This is a genomic window from Streptomyces sp. NPDC041968 (assembly GCF_055589025.1).
Genome location: NZ_JBVJCB010000001.1, coordinates 1,051,368 through 1,072,770, shown reverse-complemented (window position 1 = coordinate 1,072,770; position 21,403 = coordinate 1,051,368). Strand labels below are relative to the sequence as shown.

Annotated in this window: 21 protein-coding genes, 1 tRNA gene and 1 pseudogene; 16 read left to right on the top strand and 7 right to left on the bottom strand. The window is 72.8% G+C overall.

What is annotated here, in order from left to right:
- Positions 1-381 precede the first annotated feature (381 nt).
- The 4 genes from ACZ6EG_RS04815 to ACZ6EG_RS04800 all read left to right on the top strand — a co-directional run bounded on the left by ACZ6EG_RS04815 (position 382) and on the right by ACZ6EG_RS04800 (position 3,258).
- Positions 382-1,950 (top strand): pectate lyase family protein, encoded by a 1,569-nt coding sequence (locus ACZ6EG_RS04815; RefSeq protein WP_469601519.1) that lies wholly within the window; start codon positions 382-384, stop codon positions 1,948-1,950.
- 161 nt (positions 1,951-2,111) lie between these two features.
- Complete coding sequence (locus ACZ6EG_RS04810; protein ID WP_356603750.1) at positions 2,112-2,462, top strand: hypothetical protein; 351 nt, start codon at positions 2,112-2,114, stop codon at positions 2,460-2,462.
- 123 nt (positions 2,463-2,585) lie between these two features.
- A complete protein-coding gene (locus tag ACZ6EG_RS04805) occupies positions 2,586-3,194 on the top strand; it encodes a bifunctional DNA primase/polymerase (protein ID WP_469601515.1) in 609 nt (202 codons plus the stop codon).
- A tRNA-Lys gene (locus ACZ6EG_RS04800) sits at positions 3,185-3,258 on the top strand. Before ACZ6EG_RS04805 ends, ACZ6EG_RS04800 begins: the two co-directional genes overlap by 10 nt.
- 134 nt (positions 3,259-3,392) lie before the next feature.
- Here the strand turns inward: ACZ6EG_RS04800 and ACZ6EG_RS04795 are convergent.
- The gene (locus ACZ6EG_RS04795) at positions 3,393-4,766 is read right to left on the bottom strand and encodes a M6 family metalloprotease domain-containing protein (RefSeq protein ID WP_469601513.1); all 1,374 of its coding nucleotides are present in this window, start codon (positions 4,764-4,766) and stop codon (positions 3,393-3,395) included.
- A 284-nt stretch (positions 4,767-5,050) separates the two neighbouring features.
- On the opposite strand from ACZ6EG_RS04795, the gene ACZ6EG_RS04790 reads away from it, so the two are divergent.
- Positions 5,051-6,949: a putative bifunctional diguanylate cyclase/phosphodiesterase gene (locus tag ACZ6EG_RS04790; protein ID WP_469601510.1), complete on the top strand. Its 1,899-nt coding sequence runs from the start codon at positions 5,051-5,053 to the stop codon at positions 6,947-6,949.
- Here the strand turns inward: ACZ6EG_RS04790 and ACZ6EG_RS04785 are convergent.
- From ACZ6EG_RS04785 to ACZ6EG_RS04765, 5 genes and pseudogenes are all read right to left on the bottom strand, one after another.
- Positions 6,925-8,025 carry an LLM class flavin-dependent oxidoreductase gene (locus ACZ6EG_RS04785; RefSeq protein WP_391968145.1) on the bottom strand — a complete coding sequence of 367 codons (1,101 nt, stop codon included), beginning with the start codon at positions 8,023-8,025 and terminating at the stop codon, positions 6,925-6,927. The two genes, ACZ6EG_RS04790 and ACZ6EG_RS04785, sit on opposite strands and share 25 nt — an antisense overlap.
- Positions 8,026-8,097: 72 nt before the next feature.
- Positions 8,098-8,289 (bottom strand): DUF397 domain-containing protein, encoded by a 192-nt coding sequence (locus ACZ6EG_RS04780; protein ID WP_469601506.1) that lies wholly within the window; start codon positions 8,287-8,289, stop codon positions 8,098-8,100.
- A 5-nt stretch (positions 8,290-8,294) separates the two neighbouring features.
- Positions 8,295-8,435 (bottom strand): annotated as a pseudogene (locus tag ACZ6EG_RS04775) (Scr1 family TA system antitoxin-like transcriptional regulator); the annotation flags it as partial.
- A gap of 89 nt (positions 8,436-8,524) precedes the next feature.
- The gene (locus ACZ6EG_RS04770; RefSeq protein WP_391968141.1) at positions 8,525-8,890 is read right to left on the bottom strand and encodes a VOC family protein; all 366 of its coding nucleotides are present in this window, start codon (positions 8,888-8,890) and stop codon (positions 8,525-8,527) included.
- Between the two features lie 79 nt (positions 8,891-8,969).
- Positions 8,970-10,373: an MFS transporter gene (locus ACZ6EG_RS04765; RefSeq protein WP_391968140.1), complete on the bottom strand. Its 1,404-nt coding sequence runs from the start codon at positions 10,371-10,373 to the stop codon at positions 8,970-8,972.
- 388 nt (positions 10,374-10,761) lie between these two features.
- Between ACZ6EG_RS04765 and ACZ6EG_RS04760 the strand changes: the two genes are divergently transcribed.
- From ACZ6EG_RS04760 to ACZ6EG_RS04710, 11 genes are read left to right on the top strand one after another with little or no spacing between them, the layout of a single operon-like run.
- Positions 10,762-12,249 carry an aldehyde dehydrogenase family protein gene (locus ACZ6EG_RS04760; protein WP_469601501.1) on the top strand — a complete coding sequence of 496 codons (1,488 nt, stop codon included), beginning with the start codon at positions 10,762-10,764 and terminating at the stop codon, positions 12,247-12,249.
- A 25-nt stretch (positions 12,250-12,274) separates the two neighbouring features.
- Positions 12,275-13,273: a VOC family protein gene (locus ACZ6EG_RS04755; RefSeq protein ID WP_469601498.1), complete on the top strand. Its 999-nt coding sequence runs from the start codon at positions 12,275-12,277 to the stop codon at positions 13,271-13,273.
- On the top strand, positions 13,270-14,070 hold the full coding sequence (locus ACZ6EG_RS04750; RefSeq protein ID WP_391968137.1) for an aspartate dehydrogenase domain-containing protein: 801 nt from the start codon (positions 13,270-13,272) through the stop codon (positions 14,068-14,070). Before ACZ6EG_RS04755 ends, ACZ6EG_RS04750 begins: the two co-directional genes overlap by 4 nt.
- Complete coding sequence (locus ACZ6EG_RS04745) at positions 14,067-14,870, top strand: alpha/beta fold hydrolase (protein WP_391968136.1); 804 nt, start codon at positions 14,067-14,069, stop codon at positions 14,868-14,870. The genes ACZ6EG_RS04750 and ACZ6EG_RS04745 overlap by 4 nt, the downstream gene beginning before the upstream one ends.
- 5 nt (positions 14,871-14,875) lie before the next feature.
- The gene (locus ACZ6EG_RS04740) at positions 14,876-15,397 is read left to right on the top strand and encodes a cupin domain-containing protein (RefSeq protein ID WP_217254410.1); all 522 of its coding nucleotides are present in this window, start codon (positions 14,876-14,878) and stop codon (positions 15,395-15,397) included.
- Complete coding sequence (locus ACZ6EG_RS04735) at positions 15,390-16,142, top strand: SDR family oxidoreductase (RefSeq protein WP_469601493.1); 753 nt, start codon at positions 15,390-15,392, stop codon at positions 16,140-16,142. Before ACZ6EG_RS04740 ends, ACZ6EG_RS04735 begins: the two co-directional genes overlap by 8 nt.
- 59 nt (positions 16,143-16,201) lie before the next feature.
- A complete protein-coding gene (locus ACZ6EG_RS04730) occupies positions 16,202-16,993 on the top strand; it encodes an SDR family oxidoreductase (RefSeq protein ID WP_469601490.1) in 792 nt (263 codons plus the stop codon).
- A 9-nt stretch (positions 16,994-17,002) separates the two neighbouring features.
- Positions 17,003-18,634 carry a thiamine pyrophosphate-binding protein gene (locus ACZ6EG_RS04725; RefSeq protein WP_391968133.1) on the top strand — a complete coding sequence of 544 codons (1,632 nt, stop codon included), beginning with the start codon at positions 17,003-17,005 and terminating at the stop codon, positions 18,632-18,634.
- A 14-nt stretch (positions 18,635-18,648) separates the two neighbouring features.
- On the top strand, positions 18,649-19,593 hold the full coding sequence (locus ACZ6EG_RS04720) for a PDR/VanB family oxidoreductase (RefSeq protein WP_391968132.1): 945 nt from the start codon (positions 18,649-18,651) through the stop codon (positions 19,591-19,593).
- An 18-nt stretch (positions 19,594-19,611) separates the two neighbouring features.
- Positions 19,612-19,836 (top strand): recombinase-like helix-turn-helix domain-containing protein, encoded by a 225-nt coding sequence (locus ACZ6EG_RS04715; RefSeq protein ID WP_391968131.1) that lies wholly within the window; start codon positions 19,612-19,614, stop codon positions 19,834-19,836.
- Position 19,837: 1 nt separating this feature from the next.
- Positions 19,838-20,866: a Rieske 2Fe-2S domain-containing protein gene (locus tag ACZ6EG_RS04710; protein WP_391968130.1), complete on the top strand. Its 1,029-nt coding sequence runs from the start codon at positions 19,838-19,840 to the stop codon at positions 20,864-20,866.
- Here the strand turns inward: ACZ6EG_RS04710 and ACZ6EG_RS04705 are convergent.
- Complete coding sequence (locus tag ACZ6EG_RS04705; RefSeq protein WP_356603706.1) at positions 20,845-21,393, bottom strand: MarR family winged helix-turn-helix transcriptional regulator; 549 nt, start codon at positions 21,391-21,393, stop codon at positions 20,845-20,847. The two genes, ACZ6EG_RS04710 and ACZ6EG_RS04705, sit on opposite strands and share 22 nt — an antisense overlap.
- Between the last annotated feature and the right edge of the window lie 10 nt (positions 21,394-21,403).

The window sequence follows — 21,403 nt, the reverse complement described above, 5'->3', positions numbered from 1 at the left end:
GGTCCCGCTGGAGCGGGACCGGGCTTCTCGTGGAGCGCTGGGCAGGCCTTGCACCTGCATTTCCCCACGGGAAGTGGGGCGTCTTTCCTTGGACCACCAACGCACTGCCGGTCGCCGGGGTTTGACCCCCTGTGACCTTGCAGGATGATCGTACCGCAGCATCCGCGGACATGCACATCGAGGCTCTCTCGCGGGATGCCGAGTGCACCTCGCGTTCATCCGGCTGTACAGCGGTTGTCAGCGTGAACGCGTCAGATCTCTTGTCAGCCCCTGGAGGGACCCCTATATTCACGCCGAGAAAGCGCTTTCCCGCCTGCTGTGTTGACGTGATCACGACAGGCTGTTCGTTCCGGCATGTGAAGGCGATTGGGGATACCGAGGATGAGCCGAGCAGTCACCCTGCGACTCAACGCGGCGCTGGCCACCCTGGCCGTGGCCGCCGCGACCGGCGTGGTTCTGTCGATGCCCCAGGAGGCGTCGGCCGCCACCGGTGCGACCGGCTACGCCACGCAGAACGGCGGTACGACCGGCGGTGCGGGCGGGCAGACGGTCCGGGCCACCACCGGCACCGCGATCCACCAGGCCCTGTGCGGCCGCGCCAGCAGCAGCACCCCGATCGTCATCCAGGTCGAGGGGACCATCAACCACGGCAACACCGCAAAGGTCTCCGGCGACAGTTGCAGTACTGCCGCCGGCGTGATCGAACTCAAGCAGATCAGCAACGTCACGATCGTCGGCGTGGGCAGTGGCGCGGTCTTCGACCAACTGGGCATCCACATCCGGGAGTCCAGCAACATCGTCATCCAGAACGTGACCGTCCGGAACGTCAAGAAGTCGGGCTCGCCCACCTCCAACGGCGGCGACGCCATCGGCATGGAGAGCGGTGTCCGCAACGTCTGGGTCGACCACACCACCCTGGAGGCCTCGGGCGGGGAGTCGGAGGGCTACGACGGCCTCTTCGACATGAAGGACGACACCAAGTACGTCACCCTCTCCTACAGCGTCCTGCGCAACTCCGGCCGCGGCGGCCTCATCGGCTCCAGCGAGAGCGACGTCTCGAACGGCTTCGTCACCTTCCACCACAACAAGTACGAGAACATCGACTCCCGCGCACCCCTGCTGCGCGGCGGCATCGCCCACGTCTACAACAACCACTACGTGAGCCTCAACGAGTCGGGCATCAACTCCCGGGCGGGCGCCAAGGCCAAGGTCGACAACAACTACTTCGAGGACTCCAAGGACGTCCTCGGCACCTTCTACACCGACGCGGCAGGCTACTGGCAGGTCAGCGGCAACATCTTCGACAACGTGACCTGGTCCGAGCGGAGCGGGGACACCAACCCCGCCGGGCCGAACCCGCAGTCCAACACCAGCGTCAGCATCCCGTACGCCTACAGCCTGGACGCGGCCAACTGCGTGCCGAGCGTGGTGAGCCAGACGGCGGGCGCGAACAAGGGCCTGAAGGTGTCGGACGGCAGCTGTACGCCGCAGAACCCGGACCCGACGGACCCGGGCCCGACCGACCCGGGACCCACCGACCCGGACCCGGACCCGACCGACCCCGACCCCACCGACCCGCCCACCGGGACCAACCTCAGCCTCGGGGCCGGCGCCGACGGCTCCTCCAAGGCCGCCGGGACCAGCTACGGCAACGTCCGTGACGGCAACGCGAGCACCTACTGGTCCCCGGCCGGCGCCACCGGCTCCGTCTCCGTGAAGTGGGGCTCCGCCACCACCGTCGCCAAGGCCGTCATCCGCGAGGCGGCGGGCTCCGAGGGCGGCATCCGCTCCTGGCGGATCATCAACCACGACACCGGCTCGGTCCTGGCCTCCGGCAGCGGTGCGGGCGTCAGCAGCTTCGCCGCGACCTCGCTGAAGAAGATCACCCTGGAGATCACCGCCTCCAGCGGCTCGCCCCGGGTCGCCGAGTTCGAGACCTACGCCGGCTAGCGAACGGCGCACGGCGGCACCGTCCCACCCCGCGTCCGGTCCGGCACCCGCCGGGCCGGACGCCTACTTGCACGGGGCGGGACAATGGACGGTGGCCCACTCCACCGGGGTGCCCCCGCCCGTGCGGGGAGGGCCGTCGTGACGTACGAGGAGGAGAAGACATGGCGGAGCCCACGCCGCGTCGGAACGAACCGCGGCTACGCCCCGCGCCCCTGCTCTTCGAGCCGGCGGAGGCGTCCGCCGACCCGGAACACTTCTTCGACCTCGAGTCGATCGACGACCCCCGGGTCCTGCTGGAGCGGGCGACCGAACTGACCCAGGCGTTCCGCGCGGCGGCCGACCGGGCGATGGAGTACCAGGCGACGGCGGCGGCCCAGCTCGCCGACCCGCGCCGCTTCGACCGGCTGACGACCGCGGACATCGCCGAACGCGCCGAATGGACCGAGGACTACGCCAAGAAGATGGTGGAGTTCGGCCGGGACCTGCTGCGCGGCGGCGACGCCCCCGACTAGCCGGGGCCCAGTCCCGCCGCATATGCCAAGCGGGTGAGCAAGATACTCCTCGCCCCGCCCTTCTGTCCCGGTTTCCCGCAACCCAGCGGAGTGGCCTCCTCACGCCCGGTAGATGTAGTCGGCATGAGCAGCACACGCGACGTCACCCTCAACGCCACCCCCCACGCCTCGGACGTCACCGCCGACGGGGCCGCCTGGCTGGCCTCGGCCACCGCGTACCCCCGCGGCACGCTCGCGTTCTGGGAGGAGCGGCCCGCGGCCCCGGTCGTCCTGCCCTGCGGCTCCGTGTTCGACGTGGTGAGCGCCCCGGCGGTCTTCGGGCGCCGGATGCTGGACCGGATGTGGGACGAGGGCCCGGGATCCGGCCCGGTCGCGGAGTACCGGGGCCGGATGCTGCTGTTCACCGCGCCGGGTACGGCCCAGCGGCTGCCGTCGCTGCTGGAGTGGGAGGAGTGGAGTGCGCGGGGCCGCTCGGGCGGACGTGCGGGCGCGGTGCCGCCGCTGCTGTGCCACGGCGCCGGGGACGCGGTGACCGTGCCGGCGCCGGTGGGCCCGCCCGCCCGTTCCGGCTCCCGCTGGCTGGTGGCTCCGGACACCCGGCAGCCGTGGCTGCCGGGTCCCGAGATCCTGCTCTGGGCGGCCGTGCGGGCCGCCCGCGCCGCCGTGCGGATTTCGGTTTTTCCCTCCGCCGACCAGGGTGCTAAGGTCTACGACGTCAGCAGGCGCCGCTAGCTCAGTTGGTTAGAGCAGCTGACTCTTAATCAGCGGGTCCGGGGTTCGAGTCCCTGGCGGCGCACGTTGTCGATGGCGAGGCTTGTTCGCGTGAAGCGCGAACCGGTCTCGCCATCGTTGTATCTGCGCGGCTCCGCCGCGCGAGGCGGGGGCTCCGCCACCCGCACCCCCCTCGGCCGGCGCGGCCCGGAGCGCCGCTCACCCCGGCGTGACCTGCACCGTCCACGCCCCCGACGCCGTCCGCCCCTCCACCTCCACCCGTACGCCCTCGCCCGGCACCGTGAAACTCTCGCCGAGGCCCACCGGGGCGTCGGCCAGCGGTGGGTAGACCGAGTCCTCCCAGCAGGCCTCGGTGTCCGGATGGGCGTCGACCACCTGGATCGGCCCGCCCCCCGACTCCGCCCCGCTGCGCACCCGGTACACCAGCACCCCCGCCCGGCACGCGGCGACGTCGTTGCCGACCGGCCCCCGCGCCTCGAAGGCGAGCGCGCTGTCCGCCCCGGTGCGCACCACCGCCAGCTTGGTGCCCCGGCCGAGCCCGAAGCCGGGTGCCCCGGCGGCGCCCGCCACCGCCATGCCCGGTCCCGCCCCCAGCGGCTCCAGCGTCAGCCGGGTCGGCCCGCTGCCCCGTACGCAGGCCACCTGCCGGGGCTCCAGCCAGCCCAGCTTCCACTTGTGCCAGCCGAAGAGGTCCGGCGCCAGTCCGAACTGGCTGCCCATGAGGTCCCAGTCGCCGACGTGGGTGTCCCAGTCGCCCTCGCCGTCGTCCGGCCGGTGGTACAGGTCGGGCAGGTCGAAGACGTGCCCCGTCTCGTGGGCCAGGACCAGCCGGTCCGGCGGGTGGTTCTCGAAGACCGTGACCATCCGCCGGACGTCGGTGCCGTCCGCCCGCATCGGGGTGTCCAGGTTGACGACCTTCGTGGCGTCGGAGTCCACGCCGGGCGCGTCCGGGTCGGCGACGAAGTAGACGATGTCGTAGCGGGAGAAGTCGACGTGCCGGTCGGCGACCGCCATCGCGTCGCGCAGGTAGGCGGCCCGGTGCCGCGGGTTCCAGTCGCGCCGTATGTCGTACGCCGTCGACGCGTGCGGCATCGGGATCCAGTCGCCCAGCGGATGGGGCCGCAGCGTGAACCTGCCGTAGGAGGCGTGCTGGAAGAAGCGGGTGGTGGCCGGGAAGTGGTCGGCGGCCAGTTCGGCCGGCGCCGTCAGCGGCTGGGAGTCGGGGAAGGACAGGAACACCATCACCGCGTCCAGCGCGCGGGCCGGCCGCGGATAGGCGGTGTTCCAGGTGTCCAGGCCCTCGGAGTGGTGCACCTCCGTGCGCTGGAGCGCGCAGGGCTCCGGCGAGAAGGGCTCGGCGACCGAGGGGGCCGTGATCAGGGACGTCGCGGCGAGCGCCGACATCGTCGTGCAGACCGCCGCCGTAGTGCGCAGCCGGGACCGGGGCCCCGCCGCCCGGCGGCCCGCGCCGAGCGCCTCGAGGGCCTCCCGGGGAAGTCGCCTCAGGGGGAGCTGGCGCGGCACATGAACCTCCGGGCGCGGTCGACGGGACACCGCACCCAGCTTGTGCATGATTGTCCTACTACGACCTGTTCGCCTGCACCGGATGGGTGAGCCGCCCGGAAATCTGCCGGAAGTCGTCGGACCGACACCCCCGAGTCACTTACAGAACGTCACAACTGGTCGGAGGCATGAAGAACCCGTCCAGGTGTGAGCAGAAACGATCTGGCAGGGGGGTCGGGCGGTCGGGAAGGTGGGGCGGCGGCTGGAAGGGCCCCGTGGCAGCCTCTATGATCGGCACACTTTCCTGCACGAACAGAGCACGAACAGAGATCGAGGCACTGCGGGAGCGAGCGGTGAACGGAACCTCCGAAGGGCCGGCGCCCGTGGCAGACCTCGGCCGGTCGGCCGTCACAGAGGGTGATCAATATCTGGCTCCTCGTACGCCGGGTGCGGAGACGGAGCCCGCGGCCTACCGCTCGGCGTTCTCGGCGGCGCCCCTGGCCATGGCCGTCGTCGACGCCGAGGGCCTGGTCGTCAGCGCCAACGACACGCTGGGCACCCTGCTCGGCACCGATCCGGCCGCGCTGGCCGGCCGTGCGGCGGCCGACCTCGTCGATCTCGCCTGCGACGCCGGCACCTGGCACGCGTACCGCGAGGTGCTGCGCGGGCACCGGCCCCGGCTGCGCTGCACCCGGCGCCTGAAAGGGGCCGACGGACGCTCGCTCTGGGCGCAGGTGACGGTCGAACCGCTGGCCGACTCCGGCGACGCGCCGGGCCTGCTGCTGTCGGTCGCCGACATCAGTGCCCGGCGCGAGCTCCAGGAACGGCTGCGCCACCTCCAGATGCACGACCCGGTGACCCGGCTGCCCAACCGCGCCCTGTTCTTCGAGCGTCTGACGGCCGCGCTGGAGGTCGATTCCTACGAACACGGCGGCACCGGCCGGATCGGCGTGTGCTATCTGGACCTGGACGGCTTCAAGGCCGTCAACGACACGCTCGGCCACCGCGTCGGCGACCGGCTGCTGGCCGCCGTCGCCGAACGCCTCACCCGCTGCGCCGAGGAGGCCGCGCACACCCGCTCCGGCGCTCCGCTGGTGGCCCGGCTCGGCGGTGACGAGTTCGCCCTGCTCGTGGAGGACTCCACGGGCACCGACCAGCTCGCCGACCTGGCCGAGTCGGTCCTCGCGGCCCTCCAGGCGCCCTTCGAGGTCTCCGACCGGCGGCTCTCGGTTACCGCGTCCGTCGGCGTCGTCGAACGCCACACGGCCGGCACCACGCCCACCGCCCTGATGCAGGCCGCCGACACGACCCTGTACTGGGCGAAGGCCGACGGCCGGGCCCGCTGGACGCTCTTCGACCCCGAGCGCAACGCCAGCCGCATGACCCGCCAGGCCCTCGCCGCGACCCTCCGGCCCGCCATCGAACGCGGCGAGTTCGCCCTGGAGTACCAGCCGCTGGTCGGCATGGAGGACGGCCGGGTGCGGGGCGTCGAGGCGCTCATCCGCTGGAATCATCCTCAGTTCGGCGTACTGGCGCCGAATCGGTTCATCGCACTGGCGGAGGAGGACGGTTCGATCGTTCCCCTCGGCCGCTGGATCCTGCGCACCGCCTGCCACCAGGCCCGCCGCTGGCAGCTGGCCCACCCGGACGACCCGCCGATCTTCGTCAGCGTCAACGTCGCGGTCCGCCAGGTCTGGGACTCCGACCTGGTGGCGGACGTCGCGGCGACCCTGGAGGAGACGGGCCTGGCCCCCCACCTGCTCCAGCTGGAGCTGACCGAGTCCGCGGTGATGGGGTCGGCGGGCCGCCCCCTCCAGGCCCTCAAGGCGCTCAGCGACATGGGCGTCCACATCGCCATCGACGACTTCGGCACCGGGTACTCCAACCTCGCCTACCTCAGCCGGCTGCCGGTGTCCGTCCTGAAACTGGACGGCGCCTTCGTCCGGGGCTTCCAGTACGACGGGGCCGAAGGCGCCGGGGTACCGGGCGCCGGCGTGGACGCGACCGCGGCCAACCCGGCCGACGAGGTCATCGTCGAGGCGATGGTCCAGCTCGCCCACCGGCTCGGTCTCACCGTCACCGCCGAGTGCGTGGAGACCTCCGACCAGGCGACCCGCCTGCGCCGCATCGGCTGCGACACCGGTCAGGGGTGGCTGTACTCCCGACCGGTGGCGCCGGATCGTATCTCCGCGCTGCTGGGCTCCGCCGGGCCCGGGGCGGCCGGGGTTCAGGCCGGCGTCGGCAAACCGTAGGCGTCGGCGATCAGCTCGTAGGAGCGCAGGCGCACGTCGCCGCCGTGGGCGTTGGCGGTCAGCATCAGCTCGTCGGCGCCGGTGCGCTTGTGGAGGTCGTCCAGGCCGGCACGGACCTCGTCGGCGGTCCCGTGGATGACGTTCGCGTTCCAGGACCGCACGAACTCCTCCTCCATCGGGCTGAAGTCGTACGCCTCCGCCTCCTCGGGCGTCGGCACGAGTCCGGGGCGCCCGGTGCGCAGGCGGACCATGTTCAGCGCGGCGGCCAGCACCTGCCGGCGGGCCTCCTTCTCGTCGTCGGTCGCGAGCGCGGAGACGCCGATGAGGGCGTAGGGCGCGTCGAGGACCGCGGACGGCCGGAAGGACTCGCGGTACAGGTCCAGCGCCGGGACGGTGTTCTGCGCGGAGAAGTGGTGGGCGAAGGCGAACGGCAGCCCGAGGGTGCCGGCCAGCCGGGCACTGAAGCCGGAGGAGCCGAGCAGCCAGACCGGCGGCCGGTGCGCCGACTGCACGCCCCCGGGTGACGTGGCCTGCACGGGGCCCGGCACGGCGTGGATACGGCGGTAGGGGTGCCCGTCCGGGAAGTCGTCGTCCAGGAACCGGATCAGCTCGGCGAGCTGCTGCGGGAAGTCGTCGGCGCCCTCGTTCAGCCGCTCGGTGCGGCGCAGGGCGGCGGCGGTGGCCCCGTCGGTGCCGGGGGCACGGCCGAGACCGAGGTCGACGCGGCCGGGCGCCATCGCCTCCAGCGTCCCGAACTGCTCCGCGATGACCAGGGGGGCGTGGTTCGGCAGCATGACGCCGCCCGAGCCGAGGCGGATGCGGTCGGTGTGGGCCGCGAGGTGGGCGAGGATCACCGCGGGGGAGGAGGAGGCGACGCCGGGCATCGAGTGGTGCTCGGCGACCCAGTACCGGTGGAAGCCGCGGTGCTCCGCGAGGCGCGCGATGTCCACGCTGGTGCGCAGGGCGTCGGTGGCGGTACGGCCGGCGCCGACGGTCACCAGGTCCAGTACGGAGAGGGGGACGGGTGCGGTGCCGTGGGCGGGGCCCCGGATCTCCTCTGCGGCGTCTGCGGCCATGGTGAGGTGCCTCCTGTGTGGTGTGACGACGTTCGCGGTTCGCTGCGCGACGTAACAGGAGGGGGTCTCCGCTTATTCCCCGGCGGGGTTCCGGAGGGTGCGGAGGAAGGCGGCGAAGGCGGGGGCGGGGAAGGTGAGCACGGCTCGGGCGGGTGCCTTGGAGTCACGGACGGCGGTGCGGGGGTGGCCGGGGGCGACCTCTACGCAGGCGTTGCCCTCGCCGCCGCCGGAGTACGACGACTTCTTCCATGCGCCGCGTGTCATCGGGGTCACAGCTCCTTCGCCAACCGGTGAATGAACTCACGGGATCGTTCGGGCTCGAAGGCCACTTCTTCTACCCTACGAAACAGTGTTCGGAAGTGGCTCAGTTGAGCTTCGGCGTCGACGAAGACGGTGCCGTGTGGTGTGTCGCTGTCGCGGGAGGGCGACCGGGGCAAGTACGTCTGGTGCGAGCTGGGGTCCGCGCCCTGGGGTGAGAGACGGCCGGCGTGAGGGCCGGCTAGTCGACGGGGGAGACCCGGATGAGGTTGCCGTCCGGGTCCGCGGCGACGAAGGTGCGGCCGAAGACCTCGTCGTGCGGGGCCTCGACCACGGTGACGCCCTTGGCGACCCACGCGGCGTGGAGGTCGTCGACGGCCGCCGAGGAGCCCGGGACCATCAGGCCGACCTCCGAGGTGCGCGGCGTCTGCGGGCTGACCAGGTCGGCCCGGCCGCCCCAGACCGCGAAGAGCACGCCGGGGGCGACCTCGAACGGCACGTACCGGGGGGTGGTCACGACCGGTTCGATCTCGAAGAGGTCGGCGTAGAACGCGGTCGCGCGCTCGACGTCGCTGACGTAGACGAGGAAGAGGTTGGGTGCGGACATGGTTGGGGCTCCTTCCGGCGGGCCGGTGGTGGCCGCCGGTGTCAGCCTCGCGCCGCACCATGACACCCTCCGTCATGTATTACGGCGCCACCTCCTCCAGCGTGCGCCCGCTCGTCTCCTCCGCCCAGGCCGCCGCCGTCAACGAACCGACGAGGGCGACGGCCGCCAGGGTCACGAACACCGTGCCCATGGCACCGCCCGCGTAGATGGCGCCCACGACGATCGGGCCGAGGATGACGCCCATGCGGTTCATCGCGCCGCCCACGCTGGAGCCCAGCGCCCTGATCCGGGTGGGGAAGAGTTCCGGCGTGTACAGGTAGAGGCAGATGTTGGAGCCGAACAGGAAGACCGCGGCCAGGGACGTCCAGGCCAGGATGCTCGTCGCCGAGTCACCCCCCGCCAGGCCCAGGAGCAGCAGGCAGAGCGCGGCCGCCGCCATGCACCAGACCACCGTGTTGCGGCGGCCGACCCGGTCGACGGTGAGGGCGACGACCAGGCAGCCGACCAGTCCCGCGCAGCTCGTCACCGTCGAGTAGAGGAGTGCCGTGGACAGGTCGAGGTCGAAGTGGTCCTCGTAGATGGTCGGCAGCCAGGACGTGATGCCGTAGTTGGCGAAGTACCCCGTGAACCACAGGAGGCCGATGACGAGGGTGCGCTTGCCGTACCGGCCGCTCAGCAGTTCACGCAGGCCGCTCTTGGCCGGGGCGGGCGGGGCCGGCCGCGCCGGGGCGGGCTCGGGCAGCGGCGTCCCGGTGATCTTCTCGACCTTCTCCTCGATCGAGGCCATCGTCGCCAGCGCCTCCTCGTGCCGGCCGTGGTCGGCGAGCCAGCGCGGCGACTCCGGCACCCAGCGGGCGAGGGCGAAGCAGAGCAGGCCCGGGATCGCCGCCAGGGCGAACACCCAGCGCCAGCCGAGCACCGGCACCAGCCAGGCGGCCAGGAGCGCGCCCGCGGTCAGGCCGGCCGGGAAGACCAGTTCGTACAGGAGGACGAAGCGGCCCCGCTTGTGGGCGCGGGTGATCTCCGCGATGAAGGTGGCGGCGATCGGCACCTCGCCGCCGATCGCCATGCCCTGGACGAAGCGGATCGCCATGAACGGCTCGGGCGAGGTGCAGAGCGTCAGGAGCACGTTGCACACGCCGGACAACGCGATGCAGCCGGCGATGACCTTCACCCGCCCGATCCGGTCGGCGAGCCTGCCCGAGGCCAGCGCGCCGACCAGCATGCCGATCGAGCCGACGGTCATCAGGGCGGTGACCTGCGACGTGCCGAGGCTCCACTCGTCCCGCAGGTCCGGGAGCGCGTAGGCGATCAGGAGCTGGTCGAACGCCTCGAAGAAGGTGACGGCGCCGACGACGAGCCGGACCATCACCTGCCAGCGGCACAGGGGCAGGCGTTCGAAGCGGGCGCCGATGGCGGCCGCGAGCGCGGCCGAGTCGCCGCCCTGTCGGCCTTCGGCAGCACGGGCTGCGTCGATCGTCATGAATGGGGTCTCCGGATCCCGTAGGGCGGGGAGCGTGCGATCCCGCAGGGGAGGGGTCGGGTCGCACGGCACGGCGGAGCAACCGCGTGCCGGGCGGCGGTGGGGCGATGAGGGCTGGAGAGGTGCTGCGAGGACGAGACGAGCGGGCCGCGCGGACGGTGCCGCCGCCCCACTTATGTAGGCGCTGAATGTCTCAGGGCTTAAGTTCTACCGGTAGTCCGCCGAGGTTAGGCAAGCCTTACTCCTGACGTCGTAAAAAATTCATCGCCCCGGGTCCCTTGCGGTCGAAATAGTTAAGCCCTTAGATTTCGAGCACTTAGACACAGCGGTTCGGCAACACAGCCGCGGTGTCCGCGAGTTCCCGCACCGTCCCTTCCCGGAGGCCACCATGGCGCGCATCCCAGCCGACGAGATCCTCATCGGGGGGCACTGGCGACGCGGCGGCGGGCTGCCCATCCACACCGTGGACCCGGCCGACGGCAGCGTCGTCGCCACCGTCCACGCCGCCTCGGCCGACGAGGTGGACGAGGCCGCGCACGCCGCCGCCGCGGCGGCCGCCGCTCCCGAGTGGCGGGGGCTCGCACCCCACCGGCGGGCCCGCGTCCTGTACCGGATCGGCGACCTGATCGAGGAGCACGCCGGTCAGCTGTCCGCGCTCCAGACCGCCGACACGGGCAAGACCCTCGGCGAGACCCGCGCCCTCGCGCTGAGCGCCGCCGGCACCTTCCGGTACACGGCCGCGGTCCTGGAGACGGCCGAGGACGCGCTCACGCCCTCGCGCGGACCGTACGTCACCATGAGCACGTACGAACCGATCGGCGTCGTCGGCGCGATCAACCCCTGGAACTCGCCGATCGCCTCCGACGCGCAGAAGGTCGCACCCGCGCTGGGCGGCGGCAACGCGGTCCTGCTCAAACCCGCCGAGTGGACACCGCTGGTCTCCCTCGCCTTCGGGCGCCTGGTCCACCAGGTCCTCACCGAGGAACGGCTGCCGACCGCGCTGCTGTCCGTCCTGCCGGGCAAGGGCCGCATCGTGGGCGACGCGATCGTCAGACACCCGCTCGTCGGCCGGATCGGCTTCACGGGCGGCACCACCACCGGGCGCTCCATCGCCCGCGCGGCCGCCGACAAGCTCGTCCCCGCCTCCCTCGAACTGGGCGGGAAGTCCCCGACGATCGTGCGGGAGGACGCCGACGTCGAGCAGGCCCTCGCGGGCGTGATGTACGGGGTCTTCTCCTCCAGCGGCCAGTCCTGCATCGCCGGATCGCGGCTCTTCGTCCACACCTCGCTGTACGACTCCTTCGTCGGCGAACTGGTCGAACGGGTGCGGAAGCTGCGGGTCGGACCGGGCACGTCCCCCGACACCCAGGTGGCGCCGCTCGTCCACCACGCACACCGCGACGCCGTCGCCGAGGCCGTCGAACGCGCCCGGCAGGAGGGCGGCCGGGTGCTGTGCGGCGGGGCCGCGCCCGAGGGCGGGCGCTACGCCGGGGGCGCCTACTACCTGCCCACCGTCATCGACTCCCTGCCGAACTCGGCCCGCGTCTGCCAGGAGGAGATCTTCGGCCCGGTGCTCGTCGCACTGCCCTACGACGACGAGGACGAGCTGGTCGCGCAGGCCAACGACTCCGCCTACGGCCTCGCCTGCGGCATCTGGACCCGGGACGCGCGGGCCGCCTGGCGGCTCGGGCGGCGGATCGAGGCGGGCACCGTCTGGATCAACACGTACAAGCAGTTCTCGATCTCCACCCCCTTCGGCGGGATGAAGGACTCCGGTCTCGGCACCGAGAAGGGCCGCGACCTGATCCGCGCCTACCAGCGGCAGAAGTCCCTGTACTGGGGCACCGACTCCACGCCCCTGCCCTGGGCCAACTGACCGACCCCCCTTGGGAGACTCCGCCATGACCCACCCCCCGATCGGCCGGCTGCGCGCCCTGCGCTCGGTCGAGCTGCTCACCCCGAACTACGCCGACGCCGTCGACTTCTACGAGGAGGTGTGGGGCCTCCAGGTCGTCGAGGCCGAGCACAGCGCGAGCTGGCTGCGCGGCACCGGCGAGGAGCACCACGCCCTGCGCCTGACCCGTTCCGAGACGATCGGCCTCGGACGGCTGGTCTTCGCGCTCGGCACCCCCGCCGAGATCGACGAGGCCGCCCGTCGCCTCCGGGCGCGCGGCATCACGCCCGTCACCGAACCGGGCCCCCTCGACCAGGTCGGCGGCGGCTACGGCCTGCGCTTCCACGACCTCGACGGACGGCTGATCGAACTGTCCGCCGACACCTGGGCGGTCACCGAGCGCAGCCGCGACGCGTCGCTGCCGGTGGGCGTCACCCACGCCGTCCTCAACACCCCCGACATCGACGCCTCCGTCGCCTTCTACCGCGACGTGCTCGGCATGCGCGTCTCGGACTGGTCCGAGCACCAGATGGCCTTCCTGCGCTGCGGCTCCGACCACCACTGCGTCGCCTTCAACCAGGCCCCGTGGGTCTCCCTCAACCACGTGGCCTACGAGATGACCTCGATCGACCACTTCATGCGCGGCCTCGGCCGGCTCCGGCACCACGGGATCACCCCCGAGTGGGGCCCCGGCCGGCACGGCCCGGGCAACAACACCTTCTCCTACTTCACCGACCCCACCGGCCTGGTGTGCGAGTACACGACCGAGGTCGCCCAGATCGTCGAGGACAGCTGGATCTGCAAGGTGTGGCGGCGCACCCCCGAGCTGTCCGACCTGTGGGGGACCGCGGGCCCGCCGTCGCGGCGGATCCGCGCCCACATGGCGGGCACACCCGACGGCAGCCCCGTCGTCCCGCCCCTGGACGCCCCCGTCGACGCACCCGCGGGTGCCGCCGCGAAGACCCCGGCCGGCACCGAAACCGGCACCGAAGGAGCAACGGCATGAACGGCGGCACGCGCAAGGTCGGCCTCATCGGCTGGGGCGCCATCGGCCGCACCGTCGGCGGCGCCCTCGCCGCGGGCGAGGTGCCGGGGGCCGAGCTGACCGGCATCGTCGACAACCGGCCGCTCGGCGACGCGGTCCCCGCCCCGCAGCTGTCCCTGGAACAGGCCCTCGCCTCCTGCGACCTGATCGTCGAGGCCGCCGGCCAGGGCGTCGTACGGGAATGCGGCGAGGCGATCCTCACCTCCGGCACCGACCTGCTCGTCGCGTCCACCGGGGCGCTCACCGACGACGAGCTGTCCAAGCGGCTCCTCGCCGCCGGGCCCGGCCGGGTGTACTTCACCGGCGGCGCGGTCGGCGGACTCGACCTGCTCCAGGCCGTACGCGCCATGGGACCGCTCGGCGAGGTCACGCTGACCACCACCAAGCTGCCGTCCACCCTGGAACAGCCCTGGATGGACGAGGAGACGCTCGCCCGGATGCGGTCCACGACCACCCCCGTGGAGGTCATGCGGGGGACGGCGCGCGACGTGCCGGTCAAGTTCCCCAAGTCCACCAACGTCGCCGCCTCGGTGGCCCTCGCCGTCGGCGACCTCGACGCCGTACAGGTCCGGGTCGTCGCGGACCCGGCGGCCTCGCACACCTCGCACGTGATCGAGGCGAGCGGACCGCAGGGCTCGTACCGCTTCGAGGTGCGCCACGTCCCCGACGCGGCCAACCCGGCGACCAGCCAGGTCGTGCCCTACGCCGTGCTGCGCTCGCTCGCGGCCCTGGCCGGACGCCGGGGGCAGATCCTGTGACCGCCCACGACCCCGCCGGGCTGCACCTGGAGGAAGCCGGCCGCGAAGGGCCGCTGGTGCTGTGCCTGCACGGCATCGGCTCCTCCTCCGCCGCCTTCGCCCCGCAGACCGAGGCGCTCGCCGCCGCACACCGCATGGTGGCCTGGGACGCTCCCGGATACGGCAGGTCCGCCGACCCGGACGGCGACCTGACGCTCGACGACTACGCCGACACCGCCGCCGCCGTCATCCGCGCCCGCGGCAGCGACGCCCACGTCGTCGGCGTCTCCTGGGGCGGCGTGATCGCCCTGCGGCTCGCCACCCGGCACCCGGACCTCGTCGCCTCCCTCACCGTCGCCGACTCCACGCCCGGCTCCGGCACCAGCCCCGAGAAGGCCGCCGCGATGCGCGCCCGGGTCCCGGAACTGGAGCGCCTCGGACCACGGGCCTTCGCGGAGAAGCGCGGCCCCCGCCTGGTGTCCGAGGACGCGCCGCCCGAGCTGGTGCGACGCGTCGTCGACACCATGGCCGACGCGGTCCGCACGCCCGGTTACGCGTCGGCGGCCGAGTCCATGGCCCGCACCGACCTGCGCGGCGAACTCTCCCGGGTCACCGCGCCCACCCTCGTCCTGTGCGGTGAGAAGGACCGGATCACCGGCCCCGACGCCTCACAGGTCCTGGCCGGCGGCCTGCACAAGACCGCCTACGTGATCGTCAAGGACGCCGGTCACCTGGCCAACCAGGAGCAGCCCGAGCACGTCAACGCCTGGCTGCTCTCGCACCTGCACATCGTCACCAACACGCGCACCACGAAGGGCTGACCACCATGCCGCTGACCACCGACGACTACGACAACGGCTCGGACCTCGCCAAGTACACCGACTCCCTGATCGCCTCCAAGGCGTCCCGCGAGCCGGACTGGGGCACCCTGTCCTTCCAGGAGAAGGCCGGCCCGCAGTACAAGCGGGCGCAGATCCGCTACGTCGGCTCCGGCGCCACCGGCAACCACGAGAACGACGGCCGCATCCTCCCCTCCGGCGGCTTCACCTTCTCCAACATGCTGCTGCCGCCCGGCGCCGAAGGCCCCGCCCACACCCACCACGACGTGGAGGAGGCCTTCTTCGTCCTGGAGGGCGAGGTCCGCGTCGGCATCCACCGCGGCCCCGACGAGACCGAGTACCGCACCCTGGGCTACCGCGACATGATCGTGGTGCCGGCCGGGGTGACCCGCTCGCTGAAGAACGAGGGCGACACCGACGCACTGTTCTGCGTGATCATCGGCACGCAGAAGCCGCAGGTGCCGACGTACCCCGAGTACTCCCCGCTGTACGGCGTCACCCGTGACTGACCCGGCCACCGGGTGCCCTACGGTCGTCGTGACCGGCGCGGGCCGTGGCCTGGGGGAGGCCATGGCCCGCCGGGCGGCGGCCGACGGGTACCGGGTCGTCGTCGCCGAGCTGAACGAGGAGTGGGGCTCCCGTACGGCGGCCGCGATCCGCGAGGCGGGCGGCGCGGCGGAGTTCGTGCCGCTGGACGTCGCCGACCCCGCCTCGGTCGAGGCGCTGGCCGCCCGCCTCGGTCCCGCCGGCCCCCTGTACGGGCTGGTCAACAACGCGGCGCTCGCCAACGGCGTGGGCGGGCGGGAGTTCCAGGACATCGACGTCGAGACCTGGGACCGGCTGATGACCGTCAACGCCCGCGGCCCCTGGCTCGTCGCCAAACACCTGCTGCCGCTGATGTCCGCCCCGGGCCGCATCGTCAACATCGCCTCCGACGCGGCGCTCTACGGCTCCCCGCGACTCGCCCACTACATCGCCTCCAAGGGCGCGGTCGTCGCCCTGACCCGGGCGATGGCCCGCGAACTGGGCGAGCACGGCATCACCGTGAACGCGGTGGCGCCGGGCCTCACCGAGGTCGAGGCGACCGAGACCGTACCGGCCGAGCGGCACGCCCTGTACGCGGCCAACCGCGCCATCGCCCGGCCGCAGACCCCCGACGACCTGGTGGGGCTCGTCTCCTACCTGCTCGGCGCGGAGTCCCGCTACCTGACCGGACAGGTCGTCGCCGTCAACGGCGGCTTCACCATGCACTGACCCACCCGCACCGCCCCACCCCGCCCCACCGACACGCGTCCCCCCCGCAAGGAGTACCCATGGATCTCGGCCTCGCCGACCGCACCGTGATGGTCACCGGCGGCAGCTCCGGCGTCGGCCTGGCCACGGTCCGGGCCCTGCTGGCGGAAGGCGCCCGCGTCGCCACCTGTGGACGCGACGCCGACCGGCTCGCCAAGGCCGCGGCGGGTCTCGGCGCCGGCCCGGACCGGCTGTACACCGGCGTCTGCGACGTCCGGGACGCCGACGCCGTACGGGACTTCACCGAGCGCGCCGCCGCCCACCTAGGCGGACGCCTCGACGGGCTCGTCAACAACGCGGGCCAGTCCCGGATGAAGACCCTCGACGAGACGACGGAGGCCGACTGGCGCGACGAACTGGAACTGAAGTTCGCGGGCGTCCTCCACCCCCTCGGCGCCGCCCGCGCACACCTCAGGGACTCCGAGGCCGCCGCGATCGTCAACGTCAACGCCGTCCTCGCCAAGCAGCCGGAGACCCGGCTGATCACCACGAGCGCCGCCCGCGCCGGCATCCTCAACCTCTCCACCTCCCTCGCCCGCGAACTCGCCCCCGAGGGCATCCGCGTCAACTCCGTCTGCCTCGGCCTGGTCGACACCGGCCAGTGGACCCGCCGCCACGCCGCGGCCGACAGCGGGCTCACCTACGAGGAGTGGCAGGCGGAGATCGCCGCCGACCGGGGCATCGCGCTGGGGCGGCTCGGCCGCGCCGAGGAGGTCGCCTACGCGATCGTCTCGCTGCTGTCCCCGCGCGCCTCGTACATCACCGGAACCAGCATCGACGTCTGCGGCGGAGTCGGCCGCGGCATCCTCTGAGGAGTTCGCATGCGTTACGACCACGGTGGCGGACTCCTGACCGCCCACCTCAAGTCCCTCGGCGTCGACACCGTGTTCGGCATCGTGTCCGTGCACAACCTGCCGCTGGTGGAGGCCGTCGAGGCCGACCCGGAGCTGCGGTTCGTGCCGGTGCGCCACGAGGCGAGCGCCGTCAACGCCGCCGACGCCTACGGCCGCGCCCGCGGCACCATCGGCTGCGCCCTCACCTCGACCGGCACCGGCGCGGGCAACGCGGCCGGGTCCCTGATCGAGGCGCTGGCGTCGGGCACGGCGGTGCTGCACGTCACGGGGCAGGTCGAGTCGGCGTACCTCGGCAGCGGACGCGGCTTCATCCACGAGACCAAGGACCAGCTCGGCATGCTCACCGCGGTGTCCCGGTACGCCGCGACCGTCACCTCCGCCCGGGACGCGGGCCGCGTCCTGCGCGAGGCGACCGCCGCCGCGCTCACCGCCCCGGGCGGACCGGCGAGTGTGGAGTGGCCGATCGACCTCCAGTACGCGGCCCAGGAGGACGACGGGGAGAGCGCCCCGGCTCCCGGGACGCCGGTGCCGGACCCGGCCCGCCTGGCCGCCGCCCGCGACCTGCTCGCCACCGCCCGGCGCCCCCTGATCTGGGCCGGCGGCGGCGCGGGCACCGCCCGCGACCAGCTCCTCGCCCTGCTGGAGACCACCGGCGCCGGTCTGCTCACCAGCAACTCCGGGCGCGGCTCCGTACCCGAGGACCACGACCAGGTCATCGGCAACTTCGCCACCACGCCCGCCGCCCGCGCCCTCCTCGCCGACGCCGACGTCCTCGTCACCGTCGGCACCCACTTCCGCTCCAACGAGACCGCCGACTACGGGCTCCGGCTCCCCGAGGCCCACCTCCAGATCGACATCGACGCCGCCGCCCTCGGCCGGGTGTACCCCGCGCCGCACGCCCTGCACGGCGACGCGGCGGCCGTCCTGCCCAGCCTCACCGAGGCCGCCGTACGGGCCGACGCGGACTGGACGGCACGCGTGCGCCGGGTGCGGGAGGAGGTGCGGGCCGCCCTGCACGACGGCATCGGCCCGCAGGCCGCGATCTGCGACGCCCTCGCCGCCGCCCTGCCGCGCGGCGCCGTCGTCGCCCGGGACGTGACCATCCCGTCGTCGTCCTGGGGCAACCGCCTGCTGCCGATCCACGACCCGCGGGCCAACGTCTTCCCGCGCGGCGGCGGCATCGGCCAGGGCCTCGGCATGGGCCTCGGCGCGGCCCTGGCCCGCCCCGACGAGCCCACCGTGGTCATCGCCGGGGACGGCGGACTCGCCGTCCACCTCGGTGAACTGCTCACCCTCGCCCAGGAACGGCCCCGGCTGACCCTGATCGTCTTCAACGACGGCGGCTACGGCGTGCTGCGCAACATGCAGGCCACGTACACCGAACGCCGTTCGGGCGTCGACCTGTTCACGCCCGACTTCGCCCGGCTCGCCGCCGCCTGCTCCCTCCCGTACGCGCGGATCGGCGACGCGAGCGAGGCCGCGAAGGTGATCGACGCGGCCGTCGCCTCCGACGGCCCGACCCTCGTCGAGGTCGACCTGGCCGCGCTCGGCCCGATGAAGAACCCGTTCACCCCGCCCGTCAAGATCCCCACCCGGTAGGGAGGCCCGCCGACATGAGCGCCACCGAAGAGCAGGAACTGGACCTCCTGGTCCACCGCACGACCTGGGAGGCGGACGGAGTCCTCTCCGTCGAGCTGGTCCACCCGGACGGCAAACCCCTGCCCGCCTGGACGCCCGGCGCCCACCTGGACCTGCACGTGGGCGGCCACGTCCGCCAGTACAGCCTGTGCGGCGACCCGGAGGAGACGGGGGTGTACCGGCTCGGCATCCTCAACGAGCCGGCGTCACGCGGCGGATCCCGCCACGTGCACACCAGGGTGCGGCCCGGCCAGACCGTGCGGGTGGCCGGGCCGCGCAACCACTTCGCCCTCGAACCGGCCGCCTCCTACGTCTTCCTCGCGGGCGGCATCGGCATCACGCCGATCCTGGCGATGGCCCGCCGCGCGGAGCGGGACGGCGTCCCGTACCGGCTCGTCCACGGCGGCCGCACCCGCGCCTCGATGGCCTTCGGCGGCGAACTCGCGGCGCTCGGCGGCGAGGTGACCCTCGTACCGCAGGACGAACAGGGACACATCGACGTGCCCGGTGTCCTCGCGGACCTGCCGGCCGACGCGCTGGTCTACTGCTGCGGCCCCGAGCCGCTGCTGAAAGCGGTCGAGGAGGCGGCGCCGGAAGGGCGGCTGCGCACCGAGCGCTTCGCCGCGCCGACGGTGACCCGCGAGGACGACGACAGCGCCTTCGAGGTGGAGTGCCGGGCGTCGGGGGTGACCCTGAACGTCGCCCCCGGCACCTCCATCCTGGAGGCCGCCGAGAACGCCGGGCTGGACGTCGCCTCCTCCTGCCGCGACGGCATCTGCGGCTCCTGCGAGACCCGCGTCCTCGCCGGCACGCCCGACCACCGCGACTTCCTGCTCAGCGACGCCGAGCGCGCCACCGGCGAGACGATGATGATCTGCGTCTCGCGCTGCGCATCGGACCGCCTCGTCCTGAACCTCTGACCCCCTGTGGAGAACGCCGTGCCCGAGACCTGGCCCCACCTGGAAACCCACCAGACCCGCGACCACGAACCCACCCCGTACGAGACCAAACTCGCGCGCACCCTGGAGGACATCTTCACCAAGGACGGCCACGAGCTGTCCGACGTGATCGACGGCCTCAACTCCCGCCAGCTGCGCACACCCACCGGGGAGCCCTGGACCGAGGAGTCCTTCCGCGCCGAGATGCACCGCCTGGGAGCCTGACATGACCCTCTCCACCCGCGACACCGCCGACCACATCTACGCCCACGGCCTGCGCAACCAGTGGCACCCCGTGGTGCCCTCCCACTTCGTCGAGCCCGGCGGCCTGCGCAAGGTGACCGCCCTCGGCGAGGACTGGCTGCTCTTCCGCAAGGCCGACGGCGGGCTCTCCATGCTCGCCGACCGCTGCCCCCACCGCGGGGCGCCCCTGTCCCTCGGCAAGCACCTGGGCGACCGGGTCGCCTGCTGGTACCACGGCGTCGAGGTCGACGGCACCGGCACGGTCACCTCGGTGCCCGGCCTGCCCGGCTGCAACCTGGAGGGCAAGACCCTCGTCACCTCGCTGCCCGTGCGCGAGGTCGGCGGCGCGATCCTCGCCTACTTCGGCGACGAGGAGCACCCGGAGCCGGTGGAACTGACCCTCCCCGAACCGCTCGCCGACGAGGAGATCTCCGCCTTCCTCTGCTACGCCGAGTGGGACGTGCCGTGGCGGTTCGCCATGGAGAACCTCCTCGACCCGATGCACGGCGCGTTCCTGCACTCCGAGTCGCACACCATGTTCGCCGGCGACACGTCCGCGAAGTTCCGCATCCGGGAGACCGAGCGGGGCTACTTCTTCGAGAAGACCGACCAGCGCGGCGTCAACTTCGACTGGGTCGAGCTGTGCCACACCGGCGTCGACTGGGTGGACCTGTCCATCCCCTACCCGCCGTCGGCCGGGCCCGGGGGCCCCTTCGGCATCGTCGGCATGGCCTGTCCGGTGGACGCGGGGCGCACCGGCGTCTTCTTCTGGCGCTACCGCAGGGTGAGCGACTGGCAGCGCGACACCTGGCGCTTCCTCTACAAGACCCTCATCGAGGCCCGCCACTGGGAGGTCCTGGAGCAGGACCGCGTCATCCTGGAGAGCATGCCCGCCGACGCCGACCAGCGGGAGAACCTCTACCAGCACGACCTCGGCGTGGTCCGCCTGCGCCGCCTCTACCAGGCCCGGGCCGGGCAGCAGTCGAAGGCTCAGCCCGTCTCGGCGCGCTGAGCGGGGATGTCGTCGGAGTCCACGATGGAACGCTCCAGCTTGGACAGCAGACGGCTCAGCTGACGACGCTCGGCGGGGGAGATCCCGCCGAGCATCCGGCGCTCGTTCTCCAGGTGCTCGGCGAACACTTCGTCCACCTTCGCCAGCCCGGCCTCGGTCAGCCGCGAGTACACCACGCGCCGGTCGGCGGCATCGCGCTCGCGCACGAGCAGACCGTCCTTCTCCAGCCGGTCCAGGCGCAGCGTCACCCCCGCGGAGGAGATCAGCCCGGAGTCCGCGAGCTGCCCGGCGGTCAGCCGGTAGGGGGCGCCCGCCCGGCGCAGCGCGGTGAGCACGTCGAACCCGGCGACGGACAGCCCGTGCTCGTCGAGCCGCGAGGTCATCCGCGACTGGTACTGCAGATACGACCGGTGCAGCCGGGCCAGCACCTCCAGCGGCGACGTGTCCAGCTCGGGCCGCTCCCGCGCCCAGTCCTCGACGATCCCCGCCACAGCGTCCGGCCGCTTCGCCGCCCTGCCCTGAGCCATGTCATCCCCT

Excerpts from the sequence above, each read along its gene's own strand:
- ACZ6EG_RS04815 (WP_469601519.1), top strand. The coding sequence starts at position 382 with ATGAGCCGAGCAGTCACCCTGCGACTCAACGCGGCGCTGGCCACCCTG.
- ACZ6EG_RS04705 (WP_356603706.1), bottom strand. The coding sequence starts at position 21,393 with ATGGCTCAGGGCAGGGCGGCGAAGCGGCCGGACGCTGTGGCGGGGATC.
- ACZ6EG_RS04730 (WP_469601490.1), top strand. The coding sequence starts at position 16,202 with ATGGATCTCGGCCTCGCCGACCGCACCGTGATGGTCACCGGCGGCAGC.
- ACZ6EG_RS04740 (WP_217254410.1), top strand. The coding sequence starts at position 14,876 with ATGCCGCTGACCACCGACGACTACGACAACGGCTCGGACCTCGCCAAG.
- ACZ6EG_RS04720 (WP_391968132.1), top strand. The coding sequence starts at position 18,649 with ATGAGCGCCACCGAAGAGCAGGAACTGGACCTCCTGGTCCACCGCACG.
- ACZ6EG_RS04780 (WP_469601506.1), bottom strand. The coding sequence starts at position 8,289 with ATGACACGCGGCGCATGGAAGAAGTCGTCGTACTCCGGCGGCGGCGAG.
- ACZ6EG_RS04765 (WP_391968140.1), bottom strand. The coding sequence starts at position 10,373 with ATGACGATCGACGCAGCCCGTGCTGCCGAAGGCCGACAGGGCGGCGAC.
- ACZ6EG_RS04805 (WP_469601515.1), top strand. The coding sequence starts at position 2,586 with ATGAGCAGCACACGCGACGTCACCCTCAACGCCACCCCCCACGCCTCG.
- ACZ6EG_RS04725 (WP_391968133.1), top strand. The coding sequence starts at position 17,003 with ATGCGTTACGACCACGGTGGCGGACTCCTGACCGCCCACCTCAAGTCC.
- ACZ6EG_RS04810 (WP_356603750.1), top strand. The coding sequence starts at position 2,112 with ATGGCGGAGCCCACGCCGCGTCGGAACGAACCGCGGCTACGCCCCGCG.
- ACZ6EG_RS04770 (WP_391968141.1), bottom strand. The coding sequence starts at position 8,890 with ATGTCCGCACCCAACCTCTTCCTCGTCTACGTCAGCGACGTCGAGCGC.
- ACZ6EG_RS04795 (WP_469601513.1), bottom strand. The coding sequence starts at position 4,766 with ATGCACAAGCTGGGTGCGGTGTCCCGTCGACCGCGCCCGGAGGTTCAT.
- ACZ6EG_RS04785 (WP_391968145.1), bottom strand. The coding sequence starts at position 8,025 with ATGGCCGCAGACGCCGCAGAGGAGATCCGGGGCCCCGCCCACGGCACC.
- ACZ6EG_RS04750 (WP_391968137.1), top strand. The coding sequence starts at position 13,270 with ATGAACGGCGGCACGCGCAAGGTCGGCCTCATCGGCTGGGGCGCCATC.
- ACZ6EG_RS04710 (WP_391968130.1), top strand. The coding sequence starts at position 19,838 with ATGACCCTCTCCACCCGCGACACCGCCGACCACATCTACGCCCACGGC.
- ACZ6EG_RS04760 (WP_469601501.1), top strand. The coding sequence starts at position 10,762 with ATGGCGCGCATCCCAGCCGACGAGATCCTCATCGGGGGGCACTGGCGA.
- ACZ6EG_RS04755 (WP_469601498.1), top strand. The coding sequence starts at position 12,275 with ATGACCCACCCCCCGATCGGCCGGCTGCGCGCCCTGCGCTCGGTCGAG.